This window comes from Terrabacter terrigena, from assembly GCF_042676085.1.
Classification (GTDB): Bacteria; Actinomycetota; Actinomycetes; order Actinomycetales; family Dermatophilaceae; genus Terrabacter; species Terrabacter terrigena.
The window spans coordinates 80,510-100,146 of sequence record NZ_JBHTKH010000009.1; the positions used below are offsets into that span (position 1 = coordinate 80,510).

The following is a 19,637-nucleotide window of genomic DNA, read 5'->3' on the forward strand; positions in this document are numbered from 1 at the left end:
CGGCGACCACCCGAGGTTGCGGATCACCTCGACCGGACGTCGTGGCAGCCTCTGCGCCTTAGGGTGTCGGCATGAGCTCGTGGGGCGCGCTGTGGCGTCGCGGTCACCTCGGCACCGAGGCCGACCGCGCGACCTACCGCACCCTGCACACCGCCCTGCTCGCGTCGCCGCCGCTGCGGATGGGGCTGACCCCGACCGCCGCCGAGCGCTCGCTCAAGCACCTGCGCTCCCTGCTCGGGGCCCCGGCCGTGGCGATGACCGACACGAACGGGCTGCTCGCCTGGGACGGCGGCAGGTCGCACCACTCGCACCAGCCCGCCATGATCTCGGCGGGCACGCTCGGTCACGGCCGTACGACGGTCGTCGACGGCGCCGACGTGGCCTGCGCCGAGCCGTCGTGCGTCGTGCGCCAGGCGATCGTCGCGCCGCTCGACGTCGACGAGAAGGTCGTGGGCACGCTGCAGGTCTTCACGGGCAACGCCTCGGCCGGTCTTGTGCGAGCGACGACCGAGGTGGCGCGCTGGGTCTCCGGGCAGCTCGAGCTGGCCGAGCTCGACGCGTCGCGCACCCGCCTCATGGAGGCGGAGGTGCGAGCCCTGCGGGCGCAGATCAGCCCGCACTTCGTCTACAACTCGCTCACGGCGATCGCGTCCTTCACCCGCACCGATCCCGAGCGGGCCCGCGAGCTGCTCGTCGACCTCGCCGAGTTCACCCGCTACTCCTTCCGCAGGCACGGCGAGTTCACGACGCTCGCCGAGGAGCTGCGCTCGATCGAGGCGTACCTCGTCATCGAGAAGGCCCGGTTCGGCGACCGGCTCACGGTGACCGTCCGCGTCGCCCCCGAGGTGCTGCCCGTCGTCGTGCCCTTCCTCTGCCTCCAGCCGCTCGTCGAGAACGCCGTCCAGCACGGCATCGAGGGCCGCGCCGGAGACGGCCACATCAGCATCCTCGCCCAGGACGCCGACCACGAGTGCGTCGTGACGATCGAGGACAACGGCGTCGGCGAGGACCCCGAGCGCGTACGCCGCGTGCTCGCGGGCGACCCCGGCAGCGACTCCGTCGGAATGGCCAACGTCGACGAGAGGCTGCGCACGGCGTTCGGCGACGACTACGGGCTGGTGGTCGAGACGGCGCCAGGCGCCGGCACGAAGGTCGTCGTGCGGCTGCCCAAGTTCCGGCCGGGGGTGCACGTGTGAGCAGCCCAGTGAACGGACCGGCGACGACCAACGCCAACCAGCTGCTCCGGGTGCTCGCCGTCGACGACGAGGCCCCGGCCCTCGACGAGCTCGTCTGGATGCTCGGTCGTCACGAGTGCGTGCGCCAGGTCGTGCCCGCCGGGTCGGGGGAGGCGGCGCTGCGGGTGCTCCACGAGGAGCAGGTCGATGCGATCTTCATGGACGTGCAGATGCCCGGCCTCAGTGGTCTCGACCTCGCGCGCGTCCTGTCGCGCTTCACGACGCAGCCTCCGGTCGTGTTCGTGACCGCCCACGAGCAGCACGCGGTCGACGCGTTCGAGCTCAACGTCGTCGACTACGTGCTCAAGCCGGTGCGCGACGAGCGGCTCGACCAGGCCGTGCGCCGCGTCGTGCGCCAGCTCCACGGCCGCGAGACCACCGCCGAGCCCGACGACGACGAGCAGATCGTCGTCGAGCTGGCCGGGGTGAGCCGGCTGGTGCCGCGGTCGGAGGTGCTCTTCGTCGAGGCCCAGGGCGACTACGCGCGGTTGCACACGGCGGCCGAGAGCCACCTCGTGCGCGTGCCGCTCTCGACGCTGGCCGACCAGTGGCGCGAGGCCGGGTTCGTGCGGATCCACCGCTCCTCCCTCGTCGCCCTCGGTCACATCAGCGAGTGGCGCACCGAGGGGGGTCGCACGACCGTCGTCGTCGGCGGCCACGAGCTCGTCGTGAGCCGTCGCCACACCCGTGCGCTGCGCGACCTGCTCGTCCGCCGGGCGCAACCGCTGGGTCGGGGTGGGTCGTGAGCGAGCACGACGCCGTCACCCCCGGCCGTATGCCGCCGGATGAGGGAGAGCTCCCAGCGTCCGACGAGAGCGCGACCACCGGAGTGCCGGTACGGGCGAGGGTGCGGGTGACGAGCCCGCGCACCTCGGCCGCCCGAACGCGTACGGTCTCGATCGCCTCGGAGATCGACGAGCAGACGCGGCTCGGCGAGGTGTACATCACCTCCCTCATGCGCAGCCAGCTGCGCCTGGCCCTCGAGGTGCTGCTCGTGCTCGGGGCGACCCTCGGTCTGCTCCCGCTCGCGTTCCACCTCTTCCCGGCCATCGGTCGTGTCGACCTGCTCGGAGTGCCGCTGCCGTGGCTGCTGCTCACCGTCGTGGCGTTCGCCGAGATCATCACGCTGGGATGGGTCTACGTGCGGCGGGCCGAGCGCAACGAGGCGACGTTCAGCGACCTGCTCGAGGGTCGGTAGGGCCGTGCCGGCAACGTCGTGGTGGGGTGGGCGGTGAGCAACACCGCGAGCATCGTCGCCGTCGTCCTCGTGTCCATCGCGTCGCTCGCGGTCGGTGCCTTCGGCCTGCGTCTCTCGCGCACCATGAGCGACTTCTACGTCGCCTCCCGCGGTGTCAGCCCGGTGCTCAACGCGTCGGCGATCAGCGGCGAGTACCTCTCCGCCGCCTCGTTCCTCGGCGTCGCAGGTCTCATCCTGGCTCGCGGTGTCGACATGCTGTGGCTGCCCGTCGGCTGGACCGCGGGCTACCTCCTGCTGCTCGTCTTCGTCGCGGCGCCGTTGCGGCGTTCCGGCGCCTACACGCTGCCCGACTTTGCCCAGCTGCGGCTGGAGTCCGCCGTGGCGCGGCGGGTCTCGAGCCTGCTCGTGGTCGTCATCGGCCTGCTCTATCTCATCCCGCAGTTCCAGGGTGCAGGGCTGACCCTGCGCACCCTGACCGGGGCCCCCTCGTGGGCCGGCCAGCTCGTCGTCGCCCTGGTCGTGTGCCTCAACGTCCTGCCGGGCGGCATGCGCAGCGTCACCCTCGTGCAGGCGTTCCACTACTGGCTCAAGCTCTTCGCCCTGCTGACACCGCTCTTCTTCTTCCTCGGTGCCGTCGGCTCGCGAAGAAGTGGCCCCGACGTCGGTGCGGTCTTCGTCGCCGACTGGGTCGAGCCGCTCGGCGGTGACAACGCCCTCTACCTCACCTACTCGCTCGTGCTCGCGACCTTCTTCGGCACGATGGGGCTTCCCCACGTCGTCGTCCGCTTCTACACCAACCCCGACGGCCGGGCCTCGCGCCGCACGACGCTCGCAGTGCTCGTGGTCCTCTCCGGCTTCTACCTGCTGCCGGTCGCCTACGGTGCGCTCGGTCGCTGGTTCGCCTCCGACCTCGTGGCGGCCGGCCGCGCCGACTCGGTGGTGCTCGAGCTTCCGAGCCGGGTCTTCGACGGGCCGCTGGCCGAGGGGCTCACGGCGCTGCTCGCCGCCGGCGCCTTCGCCGCGTTCCTGTCCACCTCGACGGGCCTGGTCGTGTCGGTCGCGGGCGTGCTCAGCCAGGACCTCGTGCGGTGGGGAGGCGGGCACCGACAGGGAATCCGCACCTTCCGCATCTCGACCGTCATCGTCGTCGCCGTGTCACTCGGCCTGACCTTGGTGGCGGCCGGCGTGCCGGTGGCTCGAGCGGTCGAGCTGACCTTCGCGGTGGCCGCGTCGACGTTCTGCCCGATGCTCCTGCTCGGCATCTGGTGGCGGGGCCTGACCGCGGCCGGGGCGATCGCCGGCCTGCTCGTGGGCGGCGGACTCTCCATGGGCGCAGTGCTGTCCACGACGTTCGGCCTCGGCAGTGCCGGCTGGTTCGGCATCGTCATGACGCAGCCGGCCGCCGTGAGCGTGCCGTTGGCGTTCACGACGATGGTGCTGGCCTCGCTCGCGACCCGGTCGCGGGTCCCGGAGCACGTGGCGCAGACGATGGTGCGGCTCCATGCGCCGGAGCACATCGACCTCAACCGCGGGTCGTTCCACCCGGAACGCTGGTACCGCAGGGCGGTTCGCACCGACGAGGCCTCGCCCGAGTCCGCGCAGCCCGGCGGGTCGCGCGACGCGACCGACCCGCGAACCGGTGCGACATCGGCGGGGGAGCACCCGGCCTACGTGAGCGGTGGGATGACCGCTCGTCGTCCGGGAACGACCGTTCGTCGCGGCTGAGCCCGCGCACGGCGAGTGCTCGCCGCCACTGGGCGATGCCTCGGTTGCCGCGGCTCCCGGGCGGCCCTGTGCGCTCCTACCGTGGTGTCGCCGGCCGTGTGGCCGTCACGACCAACCGCCCCGGAGGTGGCCCAGTGAGCAAAGAAGCTCCAGAGCGCGTGGTGGACGACGCCAATGTCGCCATGCAGAACTCAGCCGAGTTCGCCCAGCTGCGGACCAAGTTCCGCAAGTTCGTCTTCCCGCTGACCGCGCTCTTCCTCGCGTGGTACTTCCTCTACGTCCTGCTGTCCGTCTTCGCCCGGGACTTCATGGGCACGCGCGTCGTCGGCAACGTCACGTGGGGCCTGGTCCTCGGGCTCCTGCAGTTCGTGTCGACCTTCGTGATCACGATGGTCTACGCCCGCTGGGCCGACCGCGTCTTCGACCCCGAGGCCGAGGCCCTCGCCCGCAGGATGGGAGAGCACCGGTGAGCGCCCTGGTCATGTCGGCTCCGTCGATCGCCCCTGCGGCGACCACGGTGGGCAACCCGGCGATCAACATCGGCATCTTCGCCCTGTTCGTCGTCGTGACGCTCGCGATCGTCATCCGGGCGTCGCGCAACAACCGGAGTGCGGCCGAGTACTACGCGGGTGGTCGCGCCTTCACCGGACGCCAGAACGGCATCGCGATCGCCGGTGACTACCTCTCCGCCGCGTCGTTCCTCGGCATCGCAGGCGCCATCGCGCTCAACGGCTACGACGGCTTCCTCTACTCCATCGGCTTCCTCGTCGCCTGGCTCGTCGCCCTGCTGCTCGTCGCCGAGCTGCTGCGCAACGTCGGCAAGTACACGATGGCCGACGTGCTCAGCTTCCGGCTGCGCCAGCGTCCGGTCCGCATCGCGGCGGCCATCTCGACGCTCGTCGTCTCGTTCTTCTACCTGCTCGCGCAGATGGCCGGAGCCGGTGGCCTCGTCGCGCTGCTGCTCGGCATCGAGGGCGCGGCCGGCCAGCGCCTCGTCATCGCCGTCGTCGGCGTCATCATGATCTTCTACGTCATCTACGGCGGCATGAAGGGCACCACCTGGGTGCAGATCATCAAGGCCGTGCTGCTCATCATCGGCGCCGGCATCATGACGGTGTGGGTCCTGGGCAAGTTCGGCCTGAACCTCTCGAGCCTGCTCGGTGACGCGTCCACCGCCTCGCAGAGCGCCGGAGGCAAGGACCTGCTCCAGCCGGGGCTGCAGTACAAGAACCCCATCGACTTCATCTCGCTGTCGATGGCGCTCGTGCTCGGAACCGCCGGTCTGCCGCACGTGCTCATGCGCTTCTACACCGTGCCGACCTCCCGCGAGGCCCGTCGGTCGGTCGTCTGGGCGATCTGGCTGATCGGCATCTTCTACCTGTTCACGCTGGTGCTCGGCTTCGGTGCCGCAGACCTCGTGGGTGCCGCCGAGATCAAGAACGCTCCCGGCGCCGTGAACTCCGCCGCCCCGCTGCTCGCCTTCAAGCTGGGTGGCGAGATCCTCCTCGGCATCATCTCCGCCGTGGCCTTCGCGACGATCCTCGCGGTCGTGGCCGGACTCACGATCACGGCCAGCGCGTCCCTGTCGCACGACATCTACAACACGGTCGTGAAGCAGGGCCAGGCGACCCCGGAGCAGGAGGTCAAGGTCGCGCGCATCGCAGCGCTCGTCCTGGGTGCCATCGCGATCGTCGGCGGCATCTTCGCCCTCGGCCAGAACATCGCGTTCCTCGTGGCCCTCGCCTTCGCCATCGCGGCCAGCGCGAACCTCCCGACGATCCTCTACTCGCTGTTCTGGAAGCGGTTCAACACCCGGGGTGCCCTGTGGTCGATCTACGGCGGGCTCGTCAGCGCGATCACCCTGATCATCTTCAGCCCGGTCGTGTCGGGCAAGGCGATCGACCCGGCGACGAAGAAGAGTCCCTCGATGCTCCAGGGCGTGGACTTCCACTGGTTCCCGCTCGACAACCCGGGCATCGTCTCGATCCCGCTCGGCTTCCTGCTCGGCTACATCGGCACCGTCACGAGCAAGGAGTACAACGCGGCCAAGTACGCCGAGATGGAGGTGCGTTCGCTCACCGGCCATGGCGCCGAGGCGGCGACCCACCACTGAGGTCGCGCTGACAGGGGAGCGACCCGTGGTCGAGTGGCCGTGCACCGCCAGGTGCACGGCCACTCGTGCGTCCCGACACTCCTGTCCGACACTCCTGTCCGACGGTCCTGTCCGACTGTTCTGTCGACGTCCTGCCCGACGCGTCGGTCAGAGGATGACGAGGTCGTCGCGGTGGATGACCTCTCGCTCGTACTCGGGGCCGAGGTCGTGGGCGAGCTCCCTGGTGGACCGGCCGAGCAGGGCGGGCAGCTCGTTCGAGTCGTAGTTCACCAGACCGCGGGCGACGGGCGTGCCGTCGGGTGAGCAGACGTCGACGGGGTCGCCGTCGTGGAAGCTGCCCTCGACGGCGGTGATGCCGGCGGGGAGCAGCGACTTCTTGCGGTGGACCAGCGCCGCGACGGCCCCGTCGTCGATGACGAGCCGACCGCGCGCCGTGGTGGCGTGCTCCAGCCACAGGCGTCGCGAGCGGCCGCGCACGCCGATCGGCAGGAAGACCGTGCCGACGTCCTCGCCCGCGAGCACCTGCGTGACGCGGTCGGCGGCCGTCACCGAGGTGACGACGCCGGCCGCCGTGGCGATGCGGGCCGCCTCGATCTTCGTCGTCATGCCACCGGTGCCGACCTTCGAGCCGGTGCCGCCGATCTCGACGTCGACGAGGTCGTGGGGGCCACGGACCACCGGAATGCGTTGTGCGCCAGGACGGCTCGGGGGTCCGTCATAGAGCGCGTCGACGTCGGAGAGCAGCACGAGGGCGTCGGCGTCGATGAGGTGCGCGACGAGGGCGGCCAGCCGGTCGTTGTCGCCGAAGCGGATCTCGCTCGTGGCCACCGTGTCGTTCTCGTTGACGATCGGCAGCACGCCGAGGTCGAGGAGACGCTCGAGCGTGCGTCGGGCGTTGGCGTAGTGGGTGCGTCGGGTCACGTCGTCGGCGGTCAGCAGCACCTGCCCGACCGTGATGTCGTGCCCCGCGAACGCCAGGGTGTACGCCGCCAGCAGGGCTCCCTGCCCGACGGAGGCCGCCGCCTGCTGGGTGGCGAGGTCACGGGGCCGTGAGGCGAGGCCGAGCGGGTGGATGCCGGCCGCGATGGCGCCCGAGCTGACCAGGACGATCTGCGTGCCGTCGAGGTGCTTTCGCGCCAGGGCGTTGGCCAGAGCCACGAGCCGGGCACGGTCGAGGCCGCCGTCGACACCCGTCAGCGAGCTGGAGCCGACCTTGACGACGAGCCGGCGGGCGCTGCTGATGACGGACCGGGGAGACACGTGGCCAGCCTAGTGACGGGCGGCGGCCGTCAGCCCGGGCTGACCACATGTCGTCATCGGCTCAGGGGGTCACGTAGACGGAGGAGCCGAGCTCGACGAACTCCCGGCTCTTCTCGTCCATGCCGGCCCGTGGGGCCACCTCGTCCGTGAGACCCCGCTCGGCGGCATACCTCCTGACGTCCTGGCTGATGCGCATCGAACAGAACTTCGGGCCGCACATCGAGCAGAAGTGCGCCGTCTTGGCAGGTTCGGCCGGCAGGGTCTCGTCGTGGAAGGCGCGCGCCGTGTCGGGGTCGAGCGAGAGGTTGAACTGGTCCTCCCACCGGAACTCGAACCGGGCCCGGGAGAGGGCGTCGTCCCAGTCGCGGGCGTAGGGGTGGCGCTTGGCGACGTCGGCGGCGTGCGCGGCCAGCTTGTACGTGATGACGCCGGTCTTGACGTCGTCGCGGTTCGGCAGCCCCAGGTGCTCCTTCGGCGTGACGTAGCAGAGCATGGCGGTTCCGTGCCACGCGATGTGCGTGGCGCCGATCGCCGAGGTGATGTGGTCGTAGCCGGGGGCGACGTCGGTCGCGAGCGGGCCGAGCGTGTAGAAGGGCGCGCCGTGGCACCAGTCCTGCTGGAGGTCGACGTTCTCCTTGACGAGGTCGAGCGGCACGTGTCCCGGACCCTCGACCATGACCTGGACGTCGAACTCCCAAGCGCGCGAGGTGAGCTCGGCCAGGGTGCGCAGCTCGGACAGCTGGGCCTCGTCGTTGGCGTCGGCGGTGCATCCCGGCCGCAGGCCGTCGCCGAGGCTGAAGGCGACGTCGTAGCGCGAGAAGATCTCGCACAGCTCGTCGAAGTGCGTGTAGAGGAAGTTCTCCTCGTGGTGCGCGAGGCACCAGCCCGCCATGATCGAGCCGCCGCGGCTGACGATGCCGGTGATCCGCCGTGCGGTGCGCGGCACGTAGCGCAGGAGCACGCCGGCATGGATGGTCATGTAGTCGACGCCCTGCTCGCACTGCTCGATCACCGTGTCGCGGAAGACCTCCCACGAGAGGCGGGCTGCGTCGCCGTCGACCTTCTCGAGCGCCTGGTAGATCGGGACGGTGCCGATCGGGACGGGGGAGTTGCGCACGATCCACTCGCGCGTCGTGTGGATGTCGTCGCCCGTCGAGAGGTCCATGACGGTGTCGGCACCCCACCGGGTGGCCCACGTCAGCTTCTCCACCTCCTCGGCGATCGAGCTGGTGACGGCGGAGTTGCCGATGTTGGCGTTGACCTTGACGAGGAACGCACGGCCGATCACCATCGGCTCGCTCTCCGGGTGGTTGACGTTGCTCGGGATGATGGCGCGCCCGGCAGCGACCTCGGACCGGACGAGCTCGACGTCGCAGCGCTCGCGGGTGGCGACGAACTCCATCTCCTTCGTCGTGATGCCCGCCCGGGCGTACGCCATCTGGGTCACGCGCTGGGACTCCTTGGCGCGCAAGGGCTCTCGACGGTCACCGCGCCACTCGCGGGACGCCTCGCCGCGGCGGACCGCCGAGCGTCCGTCGTCGGCGAGCGAGCGGCCGCGGCCGGCATATGCCTCGACGTCGCCACGCTCGGCCACCCAGGCGGCCCGCAGCGGCGGGAGGCCGACCTCAGGCTTGCTGCCGGGACCGGACGTGTCGTAGAGGCGGAAGGGTTCGTGCCCTCCCGACAGGGTGACCTCCGTGCACGGCACGGGTATGCCGTACCGCTCGCTCGGGGTGTGGACCTTGCGTCGGGCGGGCGGTCGGGTGTCGGACGGCGTGCCGGTCATACGGACTCTCCTCTGGGAACGGTGCTGCTGGGTGCGAGATGGCTGACGGGACCGCGTCCTCGCCCGAGCCGCCACTGCACCGACTCGGTGAGGGCGGCACGGACGAAGGCGCGCGCGGCGGTGACGGCGCGATCGACCGTGAGACCGTGGGCGAGCCCGGCGGCCACGGCGGCCGCGAAGGTGCAGCCCGTTCCGTGGTCGTTGCGGGTGTCGATGCCGGGGCCGGCCATCACCTGCACGTCGGTGGGTGTCGCTAGGACGTCGAGGCGGGCGCCGGCGTCGACGCCACCGGTGACGACGGCGGCCGCGCATCCGAGCTCCAGCAGGCGGCGGGCCTGGTCGGTCTGGTCGCGGAGCGAGGCCGCGGGGGAGCAGCCGAGCAGGGCTGCCGCCTCGTCGGTGTTGGGGGTGATGACGGCCGCGTGCGGCAGCAGGTCGTCCCGCATCACCGCGAGGACGTCGTGTGTCGCAAGGGCGTGGCCGGAGGTCGACACGAGCACCGGGTCGACCACGAGGCGGGGCAGCAGCCCGTCAGCCGCGAGGATGGCGAGGGCGCTGGCCGTCGCGGCGTCGCCGAGCATGCCCGTCTTCGTCGCACGGGGTGCCAGGTCGCTCACGACGACCGCCACCTGCTGGACGACGACGTCGCTCGGTACCGGGTGGATCGCGTGGACGCCCCTCGTGTCCTGCACCGTGACGGCCGTGACCGCGCTGGCGCCGTGGACCCCGAGGGCGGCGAACGTCGCGAGGTCGGCCTGGATGCCGGCGCCGCCCCCGCTGTCGGAGCCGGCGACGGTGAGGGCCACAGGTGGGGTCCTCATGCCGGTCCGGCCTCGGCGTCGCGCGGCGGGCAGAGGTGAGGTTCGGCCCGTTCGGCCCGTTCGGCGCGTTCGGCGCGTTCTGCCAGGGCCGCCGCGACGCCGCGGACGACGGCCCGAATGGTGCCGAGGGGGTCGTCCGAGCGCATGACCGTGCCCATCACGGCGACACCGTCGGCCCCGGCACCGATCCAGCGACCTGCGTCGTGCGGGCCGATGCCACCGAGGGCGAGCAGCCGTGGCAGGGACCCGCGGCTGCGGCGGGCGGTCGTGATGGTGGCTCGCAGACCGGCCTGTCCGAGGGCGGGCCCGTAGCCGGGCTTCGACCTGGTCGTGGAGACGGGCGACAGCGTCACGTAGTCGAGCCCGTCGCCGGCGGCGCGCAGCAGGTCGGAGGCCCCGTGGCACGAGCGGCCCACGACCGGCGCCGACACCCGGCCGAGGTCGGTGCCGCGCTGGTGCACCCCGAGGTCCGCCGACGCGCCGGGCGGTGCGGGCGTGGCCACGACCAGGAGGGCCCCGGCGCTGACGCACCGGGATAGGACGTCGGCCACCAGCCCGGCGCGTACCTCCTCGGGGAGGTCGCGTTCCCGCACGAGCACGCCGTCGGCTCCGCCCTCGAGTGCCGCCTCGACGACGTCGAGGAGGTGGCGGCCCGGACGAAGCTGGGCCCGGTCGGTGAGCACGAGGACCCGGGGCACGTCGGCTCCGACCCGCCGGCGCCCGAGCGCCCCGTTCGGTGGGGAGGCGGGTGGAGTGGTGGGTGGGGTGACCGCGGTCATGAGCCGACCAGTCCGTCGGTGGGAGAGGAGGCGAGGGCCAGGCGGCGTACGGGGACGCGCCCGGCCAGGCGTGCGAGCCGGCCGGCGACCACGGCATGACGCATGGCGGCCGCCATCGCCGCCGGGTCCTCGGCGCGGGTCACGGCGGTGGCGAGGAGCACCGCGTCGCAGCCGAGCTCCATCGCCAGGGCTGCGTCGGACGCGGTGCCGATGCCGGCGTCGAGCACGACGGGCACGTCGACGGCGTCGCGGACGAGCTCGATGGCGTGCGGGTTGCGGATGCCGAGGCCGCTGCCGATCGGCGACCCGAGCGGCATGACGGCCGCGCAGCCCGCATCGACGAGGCGGCGCGCCACGACGGCGTCGTCCGTGGTGTAGGGCAGCACGACGAACCCGTCGCGCACGAGCTGGTCGGCGGCGTCGACGAGCTCGACGACGTCGGGCAGCAGCGTCCGGTCGTCGGCGACGATCTCGAGCTTGACCCAGTCGGTGCCGAGCGCCTCGCGGGCGAGACGTGCGGTGAGCATCGCCTCCCGGGCCGTGCGGCAGCCCGCCGTGTTCGGCAGGAGGGAGACGCCGCAGCGCCCGAGCACGTCGAGCAGCCCGCCGACCCCGCCCTGGGGAACCCGGCGCACGGCGACGGTGACGAGCTCGGTGCCGGAGGCCCGGACGGCAGACTCGAGCGAGGCGTGGCTCGTGGCGCCACCGGTGCCGATGATGAGCCGGGAGCCCAGCGTGCGGCCGGCGAGCACGAGGGAGTCCTGGGGGCCGGAAAGGCCGGCAACCGGGGTCCTCATCGTCAGCCGCCCTGCATCGCGGTGACGACGTCCACCCGGGCGCCCACGGCCACCACCGTCGCGGCCCACGCGGAGCGCGGGACGATGACGTGGTCGAGGGCAACGGCGATGCCGCGGGACTCCAGACCGAGCTCGTCGAGGAGGTCGCGCACGGTCGTGCCGGGTCGCACGAGGCGTTCGGCGCCGTTGAGCTGGATCGTCATGGGTGCTCCTTCTGGCAGAGGCGTCGGGCGGCAAGGGGTTCCATGGCCCGGGGTGGCGGTCGTCCCTCGACGTGGGCGAGAACGGCGTCGGCGGTGACGGGTGCGAGCAGCACCCCGTCGCGCCCGTGTCCGCTGGCGAGCAGGAGTCCGTCGACGCACGTCGGACCCACGAGCGGCAGGTTGTCGGCGGTCGCCGGGCGCAGCCGTGCGGTGGTCTCCCGAAGCCCTGCCTCGGCCAGCTCGGGCACGACCTCGATCGCGTCGTGCAGCAGGTCGTGCACGGCGCCTGCCGTCACCGACGTGTTCGCCCCGACGTCCTCGCTCGTCGCCCCGACGACGACCTCGCCGCCGGGACGGGGGACGACGTAGACCTCACGGCCACGCACGGTCGCGCGCACCGTGTGGGCGAGGACCCCGGGGGTGGCGTCGAGGCGGAGCACCTGGCCCTTGAGGGGACGGACCGGGACCGCGTGACCCAAGGCCCGGAGCAAGGGCGCGGACGCCCAGCCCGCTGCCACGACGACGACGTCCGCCTCGTAGGTGACGGTGCCCTGGGTGCCCTGGGTGCCCTGGGTGCCCTGGGTGCCCTGGGTGACGCCGCGGACAGCGGTGGCCGGCCCGACGCGTACGCCCGTTGCCCGCCGACTGCGTACGCCCGTTGCCCGCCCCGCGCGTACGACGGGCTCGACGTCGAGAGGCACGACGGCCCCGCCGCCCGCGACGACGGCGTGCGCCAGGGCGCGCGCGACGACACGCGGGTCGACCGCGGTCTCGGCCAGCCGCACTGCACCCCGCACCCGGGGCGACAGGGCCGGCTCGAGCCGGCGGGCCGAGCGGGTGGAGAGCCTCTCGACCGGGCAGTTCCGGCGCTCGAGGTGCCGTGCGTGCCGCGCGAGGCTGGCCTCGTCGTCGGCGTCGAGGGCGACGAGCAGGGTCGCACGGGGCCGAAGCTCGACGGGCTGTCCGCCGGCGCCGGTCAGGTCGGCGGCGAACCGCGGCCACTCCCTTGCGGCCGCCAGCCCCGTCGCGAGCAGGGTGTCCTGGCCGAAGACCGCCTCGCTCGCGGGTGCGACCATGCCTGCAGCCGCGTGGGTCGCGCCGCCGGCGACGTCCGGGTCGAAGACCGTGACGGCATGTCCCTGCTCGACGAGGCGCCAGGCACAGGAGAGCCCGACGATCCCGGCGCCGATCACGGCGACCTGCCGCCGGCCCGAGGCTCGCGCCCCGGCAGGGGCGGCCCAGCGGCTCACGCGCGGGTGGAAGTCGTTCTGGACTCGGACCGCGGCGCCCCGGGCGCCGCTGGTGGTGTGGGTGGTGTGGGTGGGCACCCGAGCGCAGCGGCCAGCGCGGCTGCTGCGGCGGTCGGGTGGGTCGCCTCGCTCACGGCGGTGACGACCGCGACGCCGTGCACGCCTGCGGCACGCAGCGCCGGCACGTGGGCAGCCGTCACCCCGCCGACCGCGATCACGGGCAGGGACGTGGCCGCCACGACAAGGGCGACGCCTTCCGGGCCGAGCGGTTCGGGAAGCCCGGCCTTCGTCGTGGTCGCGTAGGCCGGACCCACTCCCAGGTAGCTGGCGCCGAGATCTTCGGCGGCCTTGGCGGTCAGCGCATCCCGGGCAGTCGCCCCGATGACGAACTCGGGCGGCGTGATGGTGCGCACGAGGTCGACCGGGAGGTCGGACGCGCCGAGGTGCACGCCGTCGGCGTCCGCGGCGACCGCCACGTCGACGCGGTCGTCCACGATGACGAGGCAGCCGGCCGGCCGCGCGACGGCGATCACGGCGAGGGTGAGGGCCAGGTGGTCCCGGTCGGACAGGTCCTTGGCCCGGACCTGGACGGCGCACGGGCCGCTCGACACGGCGGCCCGCACGTCGGGCAGCGGGTCGCGACCCTCGCGGGTGTCGGTGAGGACGTGCAGTGCAGGGACGAGGCCCCGGCTGGTTCGTGACATGAACGCGACTCCTTGGTCCCTGCGCCGGCATGATCCGGATCAGGTGTGGACGGTCAGGGCCGCGTCAGCCCCCTCTCAGCCCGGTGCGCCGGACTCCCGTGAAGGACGTCGCCACCATAACCACATCGCGACCCCGTCCGCATCCGGTGACCACGACAGGCCCGTCGGTCCACGCCACGGAAGGACCGGTCCTCCTCCGGCAGCACGAATTACGCTGGTGGCATGTCCCAGACGATCGACCCCGCCGTCGTCGAGCAGGTGACGGCGCTCGCGGAGAAGGCGCGCGTCGCCTCCCGCCGCCTCGCCCTCATGTCCCGCGCCGAGAAGGACGCCGTGCTGCTGCGTCTCGCCGACGCCGTCGACGCCGCGACCCCGTCGATCGTCGCGGCCAACGCCGAGGACATCGAGCGCGGCCGGGCCGGCGGCATGAGCGAGAGCCTGCAGGACCGGCTCCGCCTCGACGAGGCCCGTGTGTCGGCGGTCGCCCAGGCGCTGCGCGACGTCGCCGCCCTGCCCGACCCCGTGGGCGAGATCGTCCGCGGCTCCACGCTGGCCAACGGCCTGCAGATCCGTCAGGTGCGTGTCCCCATGGGCGTCATCGGGATGATCTACGAGGCCCGGCCCAACGTCACCGTGGATGCTGCGGGCCTGTGCCTGAAGTCGGGCAACGCCGTGCTCCTCCGAGGCGGCTCGGCAGCTGCCAGCAGCAACCACGCCCTCGTCCAAGCGATGCGCGACTCCCTTGCGGCGCAAGGACTTCCGGTCGAGGCCATCACGCTGCTCGAGGAGGGTGGACGCGACGCTGCTCGCGCCCTGATGACGGCTCGCGGCCACGTCGACCTCGTGATCCCGCGGGGCGGCGCCGACCTCATCCAGACCGTCGTTCGCGAGTCGACCGTGCCCGTCATCGAGACCGGCGTCGGTGTCTGCCACGTCTACGTCGACCGCGCCGCCGACCTCGACAAGGCGCGGGCCATCACCCTCAACGCCAAGACCCACCGGCCCAGCGTGTGCAACGCGGCCGAGTCGCTGCTCGTCCACCGCGACGTCGCCGCCGACTTCCTGCCCAAGGCCCTCACCGACCTCGCCGGCGCCGGGGTGCGACTGCACGTGGCACCTGAGGTCACCGAGTACGCCGAGGCGGCCGGGGCGGCATACGACCTCGCGAGCGAGACGGACTTCGGCACCGAGTGGCACGGGCTCGAGATGAGCGTGGCCGTCGTCGACGACGTCGACGAGGCGATGGACCGCATCCGCCGCTACGGCACCGGCCACACCGAGGCGATCGTCACCGACGACCGCGCGGCGGCCCGCCGCTTCACCGCGGAGGTCGATGCCGCTGCGGTCATGGTCAACGCAAGTACTCGCTTCACCGACGGTGGTGAGTTCGGATTCGGCGCCGAGATCGGCATCTCGACGCAGAAGCTCCACGCCCGCGGCCCGATGGCGCTGCCCGAGCTGACGACGACCAAGTGGGTCGTCGAGGGCGACGGACACACCCGCTGACGGGCGCCTCACCGGCTCGCGCCGACGGGGTGGCATGATGTCCGTCCATGGAAGGCACCGAGGTCCGGAAGCTCGCTGAGCTGGAGGACGACCACTGGTGGTACCGCGAGCGGCGTCACCTCCTGGCCAAGGCCATCTCGGGGCTGGCCCCCGGACGCGCCCTCGACATCGGCGCGGCAGGGGGTGGCAACACCCGGGTCCTGCGTCAGCACGGCTGGGACGCCGTCGCGCTCGAGTACGGCGCCGACGGTGCCGAGGTCGCCCACGGGCGTGGCCTCGCCACCTTGCGAGGTGACGCCACGAGGCTGCCGTTCGCCGACGACTCGCTCGACCTCGTCATGGCCTTCGACCTGCTCGAGCACCTCCACGACGACGACGCGGCGGTCGCCGAGGTGCACCGAGTGCTCAAGCCGACCGGCACCTACCTCGTCGCCGTCCCGGCCGACCCCAAGCTGTGGTCGAGCCACGACGAGGCGGTCGACCACGTGCGCCGCTACACCCGCGACGGGCTGCTCTCGCTGCTCGACCGCGGTGGGTTCGACATCGCGGACGTCCGCTCCTGGAACGTGCTGCTGCGCCCGGTCGTGGCCATGCGGCGCAAGGTGAGCTCGGGCTCCGACCTCGACGACCTGCACCCGGTCGTGAACTTCGGCCTACGCACGATCATCACCGCGGAGCGCTACCTCCCGGTCAAGCAGCTGCCGGGCGTCAGCCTGCTCGTGCGGGCTCAGCCGCGCAGCTGACTCCGTCCGGGCTCGGCGGCCCGCGCCGAACCGTTGGCCGCGGCTCCCGTGCCGGCGGTGCCAGCCGTGCCGGCGCTGCCGGCAGCTGCCTGCGCCATGGTGTGCTGGCTCGTCGTGGGGATGTGGGCCTCACTCGGCTGCGCCGGCAGCGGCGTGTCGGTGGGGCCGTGCGCGCCGGTGTCGGCCGTCAGCGAGTCGTAGGCGATGAAGTAGGTCGGGCGTCCCTGCATGTGGGCGTACATCCGGCCGATGTACTCGCCCAGGATGCCGACGCAGACGAGCTGCACGGCGCCGACGCCCGCGACGATGGCCACGGTCGAGGTCCAGCCCGCGACGGTGTGCCCCTGGGAACGCGAGATGAGGGTGTAGAGCACGAGCAGCACCGCGAGCACCGCGCCCCCGAAGCCGGCGAACGTCGCCAGCCGCAGCGGGGCCGTCGAGAAGCCCGTCAGCGAGTCGAGCGAGAGCTTGATCATCTTGATGAGGGGGTACTTCGACGCGCCGGCCGCGCGCTCCTCGCGCTTGTAGTCGACCGTGTCGGACGGGAAGTTGAGCGCCGGCACGATGAAGCGCAGCACCCGGTTGTGCTCGGGGAGGCTGTTGATGGCGTCGATGGTCGCGCGTGACATGAGGCGGTAGTCGCCGGCGTCGGCGTGGGCGGAGGTCTGCGACATGAGGCCGATGAGCTTGTAGAAGGCCTGGGCCGACGCCCGCTTGAACCACGTGTCGGTGGACCGGTCGTTGCGCACGCCGTAGACGACGTCGACGCCGTCGTCCTTCGCCGCCGAGAGCATCTGCGGGATGATCTCGGGCGGGTCCTGCAGGTCGGCATCGAGCGTGACGACGTAGTCGCCGAGCGCGCTGACGAGCCCCGCCGAGATGGCGGCCTGGTGACCGGCGTTGGCCCGCAGGCGCACGACGCGCAGCTGCGGCCACTCGCGGTGGTAGCGCTGGAGCAGGGCGGCGGTGAGGTCCTTGCTGCCATCGTCGACCGCGACCACCTCGTAGGTCGTGCCCATGCCGTCGAGGAGCGGACGGAGCCGCTCGACGAGGAGGGGGAGCACCTCCTCCTCGTTGTACATCGGGATGACCACGGACAACTCAGGAACCATGCGAACAAGGGTACGGCCGCTGGTGGGCTGCCGCTGTCACCGTCCTGTGCCCGGGCTGTGTCCCGCGCGTGGCGACACCCCAGCGAGCGGCGTGCCCGGCGTGACCGAGCCCGACGAGGCAGGAGCGCGGTGGTCATCGAGGACGGGGACCGCGGAGGCCGGCGGCGCCGTGACGCCCACCCGGGCGGCTGGTGACTCGAGGCACGGGTCCGGGCGCTAGGCTGGCCGCATGTCTGATCGTGTCATCGCACTCGTCACCGAGGGGGAGGAAGCCGCACGCGAGCTTCCCATGCCGGTGATCGCCTACTTCTTCATCACGTTCGCCCTCTTCCTCGTGGCGCTGGCCGTGACCTGGAGCTTCCGCAACACCGCCTACAAGGTGCAGGCGCCGCGGCGCGGCGAGGGCACGCACGGCACGGCGAGCGGATCCGACGGAGCCCACCACTGACCATGCGCCTCGGCGTCATGGGTGGGACGTTCGACCCGATCCACCACGGCCACCTCGTGGCCGCCAGCGAGGTCCAGTCGCTCTTCGACCTCGACGAGGTCGTCTTCGTGCCGACGGGCCAGCCCTGGCAGAAGGCCGACCGGCACGTCTCACCCGCCGAGGACCGCTATCTCATGACCGTCATCGCGACGGCCTCCAACCCGCGCTTCACGGTGAGCCGGGTCGACATCGACCGGCCCGGCCCGACCTACACGATCGACACGCTGCGCGACATCAAGGCCGAGCGCCCCGACGATGAGCTCTTCTTCATCACCGGCGCCGACGCCCTGGCCGAGATCCTGTCCTGGAAGGACGCCGAGCAGCTCTTCGAGCTGGCCCACTTCGTCGGGGTCACCCGGCCGGGCCACGAGCTGTCCGACAAGGGACTGCCCGAGCACCGGGTCACGCTCCAGGTCGTGCCCGCCATGGCGATCAGCTCGACCGACTGCCGCGAGCGGGTCGCCGACGGCGAGCCGGTCTGGTACCTCGTGCCCGACGGAGTCGTCCAGTACATCAACAAGTACCGCCTGTATGCCGCCGACCTGGCCGGCGCAGGCACCGTGCCGGCGCCGTCGTCGGCAACGCCCCAAGGAGATCCGTGACCGCAGCAGACCGTTCGCTCCAGCTCGCCAAGGCCGCCGGCCTCGCCGCCGAGGAGAAGCTCGCCGAGAAGGTGCTCGCCATCGACGTCAGCGAGCAGATGCCGCTGACCGACGTCTTCGTCATCGCGTCGGCGCCGTCGGAGCGTCAGGTCGGAGCCATCGTCGACGAGGTCGAGGACCGGCTGCGTGACCTCGGCAGCAAGCCGATTCGCCGCGAGGGCGAGCGCGAGGGGCGCTGGGTGCTCATCGACTTCGGCGACATCATCGTGCACGTCCAGCACGAGGAGGAGCGCGAGTACTACGCGCTCGAGCGCCTCTGGAAGGACTGCCCCGAGATCGACCTGTCGACCGTCGAGGCGCCGGTGAAGCCGGGCAGCGAAGCCGACGACGAGGTCGAGAAGGCGTGACCCCGGGCTCGCCGGGACCGCGGCGCATCGTGCTCGTGCGCCACGCCGAGACCGTCGACAACGCCGCGCGCGTCTGGCAGGGCCACAAGGACACCGCACTGTCGGAGGTGGGGCGCGCGCAGGTCGCCGCCGCCGCTCCGCACCTCGCGGCGTACGACCCCGCGCTCATCGTCTCGAGCGACCTCCAGCGCGCCGCCTCCACGGCCGACGCGATCGCCGGGCTGACCGGCGTGGGGGTGCGCCTCGACTCCCGCCTGCGCGAGGTGCACGTCGGGGAGTGGCAGGGCATGCACGCCGACGACGTGCGGGAGCAGTACCCCGACCTCGTCGCCGCGCTCGACCGCGGTGAGGACCCACCGCGCGGAGTCACCGGCGAGACCCGCGCCGAGGTCGCGGTGCGGGCCGGGGCCGTCCTGCGCGAGGTCGCGCGCGAGCTGCTGCCCGGCGAGACGGCTGTAGTCGTCGCCCACGGCGTGTCCGCGCGGGTCGCGGCGAGCGACCTGGTGGGGCTCGCCCAGGACGTGTCCGACGCCGTGTTCCGCGGCCTCGACAACTGTCACTGGATCGAGCTCGTCGAGGCCGGCAAGAGCTTTTCCGAGCTGACGCGGTGGCGCATCAGCGGGTGGAACCTCGGGCCCTGGAACGTCTGACTCGAAGGGCCGCCCCCGATTTTGGCGAAGCGCTGACGATTCGCTATGGTTACGCAGTCGCTTCACGGAGCGGCCACCCGCAAGGGGCTGTGGCGCAGCTGGTAGCGCACCTGCATGGCATGCAGGGGGTCAGGGGTTCGAGTCCCCTCAGCTCCACAAACGCGAAGAAGACCGGACACGCTTTTCGTCCGGTCTTCTTCGCATTTTCCGTATGGGTATGCGGGGACTCGGGAGGAGGCGGAGCGCAGCGGAGCCGACG

At 72.2% G+C, this 19,637-nt stretch carries 21 protein-coding genes, 1 tRNA gene and 1 riboswitch; of the genes, 13 read left to right on the plus strand and 9 right to left on the minus strand.

What is annotated here, in order from left to right:
• Positions 1-71 precede the first annotated feature (71 nt).
• From ACFQ2V_RS14445 to ACFQ2V_RS14470, 6 genes are all read left to right on the plus strand, one after another.
• A complete protein-coding gene (locus ACFQ2V_RS14445) occupies positions 72-1,196 on the plus strand; it encodes a sensor histidine kinase (RefSeq protein ID WP_386053544.1) in 1,125 nt (374 codons plus the stop codon).
• The gene (locus ACFQ2V_RS14450) at positions 1,193-1,981 is read left to right on the plus strand and encodes a LytR/AlgR family response regulator transcription factor (protein WP_386053545.1); all 789 of its coding nucleotides are present in this window, start codon (positions 1,193-1,195) and stop codon (positions 1,979-1,981) included. Before ACFQ2V_RS14445 ends, ACFQ2V_RS14450 begins: the two co-directional genes overlap by 4 nt.
• A complete protein-coding gene (locus tag ACFQ2V_RS14455; RefSeq protein WP_386053546.1) occupies positions 1,978-2,433 on the plus strand; it encodes a hypothetical protein in 456 nt (151 codons plus the stop codon). Before ACFQ2V_RS14450 ends, ACFQ2V_RS14455 begins: the two co-directional genes overlap by 4 nt.
• A gap of 33 nt (positions 2,434-2,466) precedes the next feature.
• On the plus strand, positions 2,467-4,158 hold the full coding sequence (locus ACFQ2V_RS14460; protein ID WP_386053547.1) for a sodium/solute symporter: 1,692 nt from the start codon (positions 2,467-2,469) through the stop codon (positions 4,156-4,158).
• Positions 4,159-4,340: 182 nt separating this feature from the next.
• Positions 4,341-4,628 carry a DUF485 domain-containing protein gene (locus ACFQ2V_RS14465; protein ID WP_386053548.1) on the plus strand — a complete coding sequence of 96 codons (288 nt, stop codon included), beginning with the start codon at positions 4,341-4,343 and terminating at the stop codon, positions 4,626-4,628.
• An 11-nt stretch (positions 4,629-4,639) separates the two neighbouring features.
• On the plus strand, positions 4,640-6,271 hold the full coding sequence (locus ACFQ2V_RS14470; protein ID WP_386053614.1) for a solute symporter family protein: 1,632 nt from the start codon (positions 4,640-4,642) through the stop codon (positions 6,269-6,271).
• Positions 6,272-6,418: 147 nt separating this feature from the next.
• Here the strand turns inward: ACFQ2V_RS14470 and proB are convergent, their stop codons facing one another.
• The 8 genes from proB to thiE form a co-directional block, all read right to left on the minus strand.
• Positions 6,419-7,531, minus strand: coding sequence for a glutamate 5-kinase (proB, locus tag ACFQ2V_RS14475; RefSeq protein WP_386053549.1), 1,113 nt, complete (start codon positions 7,529-7,531; stop codon positions 6,419-6,421).
• A 61-nt stretch (positions 7,532-7,592) separates the two neighbouring features.
• Positions 7,593-9,317 carry a phosphomethylpyrimidine synthase ThiC gene (gene thiC, locus ACFQ2V_RS14480; protein WP_386053550.1) on the minus strand — a complete coding sequence of 575 codons (1,725 nt, stop codon included), beginning with the start codon at positions 9,315-9,317 and terminating at the stop codon, positions 7,593-7,595.
• Positions 9,314-10,138, minus strand: coding sequence for a bifunctional hydroxymethylpyrimidine kinase/phosphomethylpyrimidine kinase (gene thiD / locus ACFQ2V_RS14485; protein ID WP_386053551.1), 825 nt, complete (start codon positions 10,136-10,138; stop codon positions 9,314-9,316). The genes thiC and thiD overlap by 4 nt, the downstream gene beginning before the upstream one ends.
• The gene (locus ACFQ2V_RS14490; protein ID WP_386053552.1) at positions 10,135-10,836 is read right to left on the minus strand and encodes a thiamine phosphate synthase; all 702 of its coding nucleotides are present in this window, start codon (positions 10,834-10,836) and stop codon (positions 10,135-10,137) included. The genes thiD and ACFQ2V_RS14490 overlap by 4 nt, the downstream gene beginning before the upstream one ends.
• 77 nt (positions 10,837-10,913) lie before the next feature.
• Positions 10,914-11,714, minus strand: coding sequence for a thiazole synthase (locus tag ACFQ2V_RS14495; RefSeq protein ID WP_386053553.1), 801 nt, complete (start codon positions 11,712-11,714; stop codon positions 10,914-10,916).
• A gap of 2 nt (positions 11,715-11,716) precedes the next feature.
• Positions 11,717-11,917 (minus strand): sulfur carrier protein ThiS, encoded by a 201-nt coding sequence (thiS, locus tag ACFQ2V_RS14500; protein WP_386053554.1) that lies wholly within the window; start codon positions 11,915-11,917, stop codon positions 11,717-11,719.
• A complete protein-coding gene (locus ACFQ2V_RS14505) occupies positions 11,914-13,167 on the minus strand; it encodes an FAD-dependent oxidoreductase (protein ID WP_386053555.1) in 1,254 nt (417 codons plus the stop codon). Before ACFQ2V_RS14505 ends, thiS begins: the two co-directional genes overlap by 4 nt.
• A complete protein-coding gene (thiE, locus tag ACFQ2V_RS14510; RefSeq protein ID WP_386053556.1) occupies positions 13,164-13,871 on the minus strand; it encodes a thiamine phosphate synthase in 708 nt (235 codons plus the stop codon). Before thiE ends, ACFQ2V_RS14505 begins: the two co-directional genes overlap by 4 nt.
• Positions 13,870-13,981, minus strand: a riboswitch (TPP riboswitch). Its footprint overlaps the gene before it by 2 nt.
• A 112-nt stretch (positions 13,982-14,093) precedes the next feature.
• Here thiE and ACFQ2V_RS14515 point away from each other — a divergent pair.
• Positions 14,094-15,377, plus strand: coding sequence for a glutamate-5-semialdehyde dehydrogenase (locus tag ACFQ2V_RS14515; RefSeq protein ID WP_386053557.1), 1,284 nt, complete (start codon positions 14,094-14,096; stop codon positions 15,375-15,377).
• Between the two features lie 47 nt (positions 15,378-15,424).
• Positions 15,425-16,120 carry a class I SAM-dependent methyltransferase gene (locus tag ACFQ2V_RS14520; RefSeq protein WP_386053558.1) on the plus strand — a complete coding sequence of 232 codons (696 nt, stop codon included), beginning with the start codon at positions 15,425-15,427 and terminating at the stop codon, positions 16,118-16,120.
• On the opposite strand, the gene ACFQ2V_RS14525 is transcribed toward ACFQ2V_RS14520, so the two are convergent.
• The gene (locus ACFQ2V_RS14525) at positions 16,105-17,232 is read right to left on the minus strand and encodes a glycosyltransferase family 2 protein (protein ID WP_386053559.1); all 1,128 of its coding nucleotides are present in this window, start codon (positions 17,230-17,232) and stop codon (positions 16,105-16,107) included. The two genes, ACFQ2V_RS14520 and ACFQ2V_RS14525, sit on opposite strands and share 16 nt — an antisense overlap.
• A 229-nt stretch (positions 17,233-17,461) precedes the next feature.
• Between ACFQ2V_RS14525 and ACFQ2V_RS14530 the strand changes: the two genes are divergently transcribed.
• From ACFQ2V_RS14530 to ACFQ2V_RS14550, 5 genes are all read left to right on the plus strand, one after another.
• The gene (locus ACFQ2V_RS14530; RefSeq protein WP_386053560.1) at positions 17,462-17,680 is read left to right on the plus strand and encodes a hypothetical protein; all 219 of its coding nucleotides are present in this window, start codon (positions 17,462-17,464) and stop codon (positions 17,678-17,680) included.
• 17 nt (positions 17,681-17,697) lie between these two features.
• Positions 17,698-18,321, plus strand: coding sequence for a nicotinate-nucleotide adenylyltransferase (gene nadD / locus ACFQ2V_RS14535; RefSeq protein WP_386053561.1), 624 nt, complete (start codon positions 17,698-17,700; stop codon positions 18,319-18,321).
• Complete coding sequence (gene rsfS / locus ACFQ2V_RS14540) at positions 18,318-18,728, plus strand: ribosome silencing factor (protein ID WP_386053562.1); 411 nt, start codon at positions 18,318-18,320, stop codon at positions 18,726-18,728. Before nadD ends, rsfS begins: the two co-directional genes overlap by 4 nt.
• Complete coding sequence (locus ACFQ2V_RS14545) at positions 18,725-19,378, plus strand: histidine phosphatase family protein (RefSeq protein ID WP_386053563.1); 654 nt, start codon at positions 18,725-18,727, stop codon at positions 19,376-19,378. Before rsfS ends, ACFQ2V_RS14545 begins: the two co-directional genes overlap by 4 nt.
• Positions 19,379-19,461: 83 nt before the next feature.
• Positions 19,462-19,534, plus strand: a tRNA-Ala gene (locus ACFQ2V_RS14550).
• Positions 19,535-19,637: the final 103 nt, after the last annotated feature.

Coding starts and splice junctions, on each gene's coding strand:
- ACFQ2V_RS14445 (WP_386053544.1), top strand. CDS start 72: ATGAGCTCGTGGGGCGCGCTGTGGCGTCGCGGTCACCTCGGCACCGAG.
- ACFQ2V_RS14465 (WP_386053548.1), top strand. CDS start 4,341: ATGCAGAACTCAGCCGAGTTCGCCCAGCTGCGGACCAAGTTCCGCAAG.
- ACFQ2V_RS14470 (WP_386053614.1), top strand. CDS start 4,640: ATGTCGGCTCCGTCGATCGCCCCTGCGGCGACCACGGTGGGCAACCCG.
- thiC (WP_386053550.1), bottom strand. CDS start 9,317: ATGACCGGCACGCCGTCCGACACCCGACCGCCCGCCCGACGCAAGGTC.
- thiD (WP_386053551.1), bottom strand. CDS start 10,138: ATGAGGACCCCACCTGTGGCCCTCACCGTCGCCGGCTCCGACAGCGGG.
- ACFQ2V_RS14495 (WP_386053553.1), bottom strand. CDS start 11,714: ATGAGGACCCCGGTTGCCGGCCTTTCCGGCCCCCAGGACTCCCTCGTG.
- thiS (WP_386053554.1), bottom strand. CDS start 11,917: ATGACGATCCAGCTCAACGGCGCCGAACGCCTCGTGCGACCCGGCACG.
- thiE (WP_386053556.1), bottom strand. CDS start 13,871: ATGTCACGAACCAGCCGGGGCCTCGTCCCTGCACTGCACGTCCTCACC.
- ACFQ2V_RS14515 (WP_386053557.1), top strand. CDS start 14,094: ATGTCCCAGACGATCGACCCCGCCGTCGTCGAGCAGGTGACGGCGCTC.
- ACFQ2V_RS14520 (WP_386053558.1), top strand. CDS start 15,425: ATGGAAGGCACCGAGGTCCGGAAGCTCGCTGAGCTGGAGGACGACCAC.
- ACFQ2V_RS14525 (WP_386053559.1), bottom strand. CDS start 17,232: ATGGTTCCTGAGTTGTCCGTGGTCATCCCGATGTACAACGAGGAGGAG.
- ACFQ2V_RS14530 (WP_386053560.1), top strand. CDS start 17,462: ATGTCTGATCGTGTCATCGCACTCGTCACCGAGGGGGAGGAAGCCGCA.
- nadD (WP_386053561.1), top strand. CDS start 17,698: ATGGGTGGGACGTTCGACCCGATCCACCACGGCCACCTCGTGGCCGCC.